Here is a 5058-nt window from a genome sequence, read left to right as displayed (position 1 = left end):
GGATTGATCACACCCTGCATCACTGAGAAATCACCACCCATGTCTCTGGATCGAGCCATGATAATCATGTCCGTGGCTGTCCTTTCTCCTTCACCAGGTTTCTTGAGGAGATCCTGGGCATCAAATCGATCGTTTACATTATATTCACTCATTGTTCTACTCCTTTAATCTTGCTTTGCTGAAAAATTCCTTGAGTAAATTTAAAGGTGCAACCCTGTCATCAAATGCCTTAAAAATCGCAAACCGATAATGCAGCTCATGGGGCACTATAATGGTTTTGAAGCTATCAGCTATTAGCTGAATGCTTACTAGCTTTCTATAACCAAAGTGCCATCTTTAGCAGAGGTGTGATAAGGACAATGGGCGCACCAAATCGGACATTTCACGACAGATTGCACAAACCCGAAATGCTAGCTAGCGTGGTGGCGAGTACCGTAGCTTATGCAGTGGCACGGGGAGTGGACATGGAACAGATCACTGCCGCCACAGGACTAACCCGTACCGATCTGCTCGATCCCGATGCCCACCTGTCTCAACACCTAGTACCAACGGTATGGCGCTTACTGACCAAGGCTTACCCAGGGGAAGCGATCGCACTCCACATGGCCAGTGCTACTCCCTTCTCATACTTTGGAACACTAGCCTATGGAGCTAGATATGCTGAAAATCTCAGAGAAGCTTTGCAGAACTTAGTGCGCTATCGGTCTGTGCTATCGGATCAACTGCACATCGCCCTGATTGAGTCCTCCTCAGAGGGCATTTTACACATGCATCATCCCATGGATGCCGAAGATGGGGGTTGCGCTGCTGAAGTGGGACTAGCTTTGGGGTTGCGCTATATGCGGGAAATTTTAGGAGCAGATGATATCCTTGTGCGCGCGGACTTCACTCACCTGCCCTTCGGACCAATCCAGGTTTATGAAGAGTTCTTTGGTAGCCCAGTATGCTTTCAACAATCCCACAATGCCCTTGTATTTCGTCAAGGAGCCCTAGACCTACCCACCAAACAGCCTGATCCGGATCTGTTTCGTTATATTCAGAGCCATCTAGACCTGGTGCGAGAACGGTTAGCAGGTTCTAGTGATTCTCCAGAACTATCTAGGATCCGGAATGCGATGCTCGATACGAGCCGCTACGCGAACGCTCACAATGCTGAACGTTCTGAATATGGTGCAGAAGCCCTAGCACGACAGATGAACATGAGTCTTCGTGCTTTGCAACGCTTGACCCAAGACCATGGTATCACCGTTCGGCAACTGTTAGACGAAACTCGTCAAGCAAACGCACAACAGTTCCTGAGTGACCCCAGACTCAGTATCGAAGCCATATCCTGTTTGCTAGGTTACTCAGAAGATCGTGCATTCCGCAGAGCCTTCAAGCGTTGGACCGGGCACACCCCTGCCGAGTTCCGGCGGAATGTTGGATAAGTATTTTAGTATACCCAATTAAGCGGTTATAGCGTTTCTAGGACTCATGAGGTACACAGGATTGTTTCACTCTCGGCTCTTGCCTAATCCCTGCTCCCTGCTCCCTGCTCCCTGCTCCCTGCTCTATCAATTTAAGTCTGAACTAACCTGTAACGTGTAACTTTCCGTTTTTATTCCCTGATCACCACCAACAACTTAACAACAATGGTAGAAACAATCCAAGCTAAAGACGTCACCCTCAAGCAATTAAAAACCCTAGTCAATCTTCAGCTAGTTAACGATAACCAATTCTTTCGCGAGTGGCAAGAAAACTTACCAGAAATCAGCGAATTACAACAGCAATTATTAGATGACGTTAAAGCTGGTTATTTTAATTTACTCTATTACCCACCCTTACTAGAAAAAACCGTTAATCTCGCCATCCTATCCCCCCTGATATTTATCGGAAAATTTTATCTAGAACCCTTTCACATCAAAGCCGAAAAAACCGTAGATATTTCTGTTGATGACCACGGCATTATTGTCAAAGGAAGCATTGATACCCTAGTCTTACATAACGAATTTTGGATGACGATTATCGAATCCAAACAGGCTAGCTTCTCCATAGAAGCTGGACTACCCCAACTTCTGGCCTACATGTTAGCTAATCCCCACCCAGATCAACCAAGCTATGGCATGATTACCACTGGTGGTACCTTCATTTTCATCAAACTAGTTAACGGTGAAAAGCCCAGATATGCCACATCTGCTGAATTTTCACTGCGCAATCCCGGAAATGATTTGTATCAGGTGCTTCGGATTCTTAAAAAACTGAGTCAAATAGACATCTAGTTCTGAAGGGGTAACCAGCAGATTAAAATACTTAATAGCAATCCGTGTAGGAATTGTGATAATTTTTGATGCCATATTCCCAGGGAGTGCGCGTTCACGCTTAGCTTTGAAAAAGCGCGGGGTCGCACCGCTCCCTACTCCCTACTCCCTACTCCCTACTCCCTTTACTATATGTGTTATGAGTTACGACAGTACCCTTAAATATTTAGTTGAACAATATCCCCAAGCCTTTACCCGTTGGTTGTGGAACCAGGAACCACCAGAAGATATAGAAATTCTCAACACCGAATTAAGTACAGAACCAATTCGGGCAGATGCCTTGTTTTTTGTGCGGGTTGCTGATGCTATTTTGCATTTGGAATTTCAAACCCTACCCCAGTCTGAACCTCCCTTACCCCTGCGGATGCTCGATTATTGGGTGAGGTTGTATCGCCAGTATCGCTGTAAGATTGAGCAGGTAATAATTTTTCTGAAACCAAGCCGATTAGCGGGAGTATTTGTGAATCAATTTACCGAGCCGAACCTATCCTTCCACTACCGAGTGATTCGGATTTGGGAATGTGATCCACAACCGTTACTGACAACCCCGGGGTTACTACCCTTGGCAGTGTTAGCACAAGCTGAAGTCCCAGAAACATTACTCTCCCAGGTAGCAGCCAGAATCGATATGATTGAAGATACACAACAGCAGCGTAACCTATCTGCTTGCGTCCAACTGTTGGCTGGGGTGAAATTTGATGAGCAGTTAATTCAAGCTTATTTTCGGGAGGATATGATGCAAGAGTCGGTGGTTTATCAACGCATTATTCGTCAAGGATTAGAACAAGGATTAGAACAAGGATTAAAACAAGGATTAGAACAAGGATTAAAACAAGGATTAAAACAAGGATTAGAACAAGGATTAGAACAAGGATTAGAACAAGGATTAGAACAAGGAAAGCACAATGAGCTTAATTTAATTATCCGTCTACTTAACCGTCGCCTAGGTCAGCTCAATCCCCAATTACAGCATCAAATTGAGCAGTTATCCTTTTCCCAGTTGGAGGATTTAGGGGAAGCGTTGTTAGATTTTGAAACCGAAGTGGATTTAACCAATTGGTTGAACCAGTTCAGGGATAGATAATATCAAGTCTGGTTGAATACCCATAATTAACGGGAGTGTGGGGAGTGTAGGGAGGGTGGGGAGTCTGGGGAGATGGGGAGATTTTTATTAAGGGTAATTATCCTCAGATGAGATCAGATTCGCTACTGCCATGGTTTCCAAAGGGCTTTCAAGGTGCTCCCCCAAGCCATGGCACACAGCTGTCTTACCCCTACTCCCTACTCCCTACTCCCTACTCCCTACTCCCTACTCCCGAAAACCCCAAGGGCGTAAGTCCCTCACCCAATTGAAAACTGCTATCTATGGAGAATAGGGGATTCGAACCCCTGACCTCTGCGGTGCGATCGCAGCGCTCTACCAACTGAGCCAATTCCCCCTAGTAATTTGGTTTATTACTTTTGTTTATATGTTTATTCTAGCACCGGGACTAATATCCCTGTGCCCTTGTATGGTCTATATTTCTCCTACTGGCTCAGGTGATACCCCAGAATAGACCTGCTGCACTCGTTCTAATTCCAGCTGATTCAAATAATCCACAGTCCAGTTAGCGTGACGCTGTAGCATATGAAGGGGATAAGTACTAGCCACTCCTACCACTGGCATGCCAGCTCGCTTCGCCGCCTCAATTCCAGCCAAAGAATCTTCTATCACTAGACATTCCCCAGGTTTTAAGTTCAGGTTACCATAAACTTGATTGAGCCGCTCTACCGCTAGCAGATAGCCATCCGGTTCCGGTTTACTAGTAGTAATATCATCACCAGCAACAATCAAACTAAAATAGTGAGCTAAACCAGCGCGATTGAGCACCACTTCTACCTCATTCCGCAGTGCTCCAGTCACCAGAGCCATCGGTATCTGAGCACCCTGGATCTGAACCATTAAATCCTCCACACCAGGATAAATGGGCAAGGTTTCCATACTTTCTAGCTGACGTTGATAGGCAGCAGCTTTGCGGCTAATGAGCTGATTTAAGTAATCCTCCGTAACCACCCGACCGCGACGCTTAAGTAACTCTCGCAGACAAGAGCGATCGCCTCTACCTGTACAAACCTGTCGAAACTCTTCGGAATCCGGACGCAAATTTTCCCCAAGAATAATTTCCTCAATTAGTTTCTCGTGAATCGGCTCATCATTGATTATTACTCCGTTAAAATCAAACAGAACTGCTTTCAAACTCATAAGTACCTAGACATAAATTCTGTTACTATTGTTGAGTAACTTAAAAAACATAACGTTACTCAACCCTCTTCTGCTCCCCGTTACCGGTTGCCTATTCCCTGATTTTAACAGTCAACTTTACTAATCTTAACAGTCAACGTTAATTGTGTCCAAGTGCTTACTGTAAAATTGCCCTATACCGCTGGAACCGGCACCCCAAGTGACGCAATATCATCTGGAAAACTCCCCTGAGATTGAGATTCCCAAGGAGTTGATTTCCCTACTGGCAAAGGTTTTAGACCCTGAGTTATTTGATGCAGCCACCACCATTGCGTAGTGCGCACTGCTTCAAAACTAGCTGCACCCATCCAAGCGTCAACACTACCATTAGCGTAAGCCTTGATATAGGGTTCTTGAACGCACCCCATCCAAATCAAAGATTATGGATGGGGATTCATTCGCTCTTGAACAGCTAAATTTCTTAACGTCCCCAGGACAATTGGCGTTCTCAATGTGCCGTCAGAACTTTTGCTGTCGTAC

6 protein-coding genes and 1 tRNA gene are annotated in these 5058 nt (G+C 45.4%); 4 read left to right on the top strand and 3 right to left on the bottom strand.

The genetic code is table 11. From position 1 onward, the window contains the following. The first annotated feature begins 359 nt into the window (after positions 1-359). From F6K51_RS35150 to F6K51_RS35135, 4 genes are all read left to right on the top strand, one after another. A complete protein-coding gene (locus tag F6K51_RS35150) occupies positions 360-1427 on the top strand; it encodes an AraC family transcriptional regulator (RefSeq protein WP_293030211.1) in 1068 nt (355 codons plus the stop codon). A gap of 204 nt (positions 1428-1631) precedes the next feature. Beyond that, on the top strand, positions 1632-2258 hold the full coding sequence (locus tag F6K51_RS35145) for a restriction endonuclease subunit R (RefSeq protein ID WP_293030208.1): 627 nt from the start codon (positions 1632-1634) through the stop codon (positions 2256-2258). 178 nt (positions 2259-2436) lie between these two features. Further along, on the top strand, positions 2437-3381 hold the full coding sequence (locus F6K51_RS35140) for a DUF4351 domain-containing protein (RefSeq protein WP_293030214.1): 945 nt from the start codon (positions 2437-2439) through the stop codon (positions 3379-3381). A gap of 130 nt (positions 3382-3511) precedes the next feature. Next, positions 3512-3673 carry a hypothetical protein gene (locus F6K51_RS35135; protein ID WP_293030205.1) on the top strand — a complete coding sequence of 54 codons (162 nt, stop codon included), beginning with the start codon at positions 3512-3514 and terminating at the stop codon, positions 3671-3673. Here F6K51_RS35135 and F6K51_RS35130 read toward each other — a convergent pair. The 3 genes from F6K51_RS35130 to F6K51_RS35120 all read right to left on the bottom strand — a co-directional run bounded on the left by F6K51_RS35130 (position 3664) and on the right by F6K51_RS35120 (position 4946). Next, positions 3664-3736 (bottom strand) — tRNA-Ala (locus tag F6K51_RS35130). The genes F6K51_RS35135 and F6K51_RS35130 overlap by 10 nt on opposite strands. Before the next feature lie 77 nt (positions 3737-3813). After that, complete coding sequence (locus tag F6K51_RS35125; protein WP_293030202.1) at positions 3814-4539, bottom strand: HAD family phosphatase; 726 nt, start codon at positions 4537-4539, stop codon at positions 3814-3816. Positions 4540-4712: 173 nt separating this feature from the next. Next, complete coding sequence (locus tag F6K51_RS35120; protein WP_293030199.1) at positions 4713-4946, bottom strand: hypothetical protein; 234 nt, start codon at positions 4944-4946, stop codon at positions 4713-4715. Between the last annotated feature and the right edge of the window lie 112 nt (positions 4947-5058).

It is taken from the genome of Moorena sp. SIO3I8 (assembly GCF_010692325.1).
In the GTDB taxonomy this organism is placed as follows: domain Bacteria; phylum Cyanobacteriota; class Cyanobacteriia; order Cyanobacteriales; family Coleofasciculaceae; genus Moorena.
This window is presented reverse-complemented; position numbering and strand designations above follow the sequence as displayed.

What these genes read in the sequence shown, in the direction of transcription:
- F6K51_RS35135 (WP_293030205.1), top strand. Translation starts at nt 3,512, where the DNA reads ATGGTTTCCAAAGGGCTTTCAAGGTGCTCCCCCAAGCCATGGCACACA.
- F6K51_RS35150 (WP_293030211.1), top strand. Translation starts at nt 360, where the DNA reads ATGGGCGCACCAAATCGGACATTTCACGACAGATTGCACAAACCCGAA.
- F6K51_RS35140 (WP_293030214.1), top strand. Translation starts at nt 2,437, where the DNA reads ATGAGTTACGACAGTACCCTTAAATATTTAGTTGAACAATATCCCCAA.
- F6K51_RS35125 (WP_293030202.1), bottom strand. Translation starts at nt 4,539, where the DNA reads ATGAGTTTGAAAGCAGTTCTGTTTGATTTTAACGGAGTAATAATCAAT.
- F6K51_RS35120 (WP_293030199.1), bottom strand. Translation starts at nt 4,946, where the DNA reads ATGGGGTGCGTTCAAGAACCCTATATCAAGGCTTACGCTAATGGTAGT.
- F6K51_RS35145 (WP_293030208.1), top strand. Translation starts at nt 1,632, where the DNA reads ATGGTAGAAACAATCCAAGCTAAAGACGTCACCCTCAAGCAATTAAAA.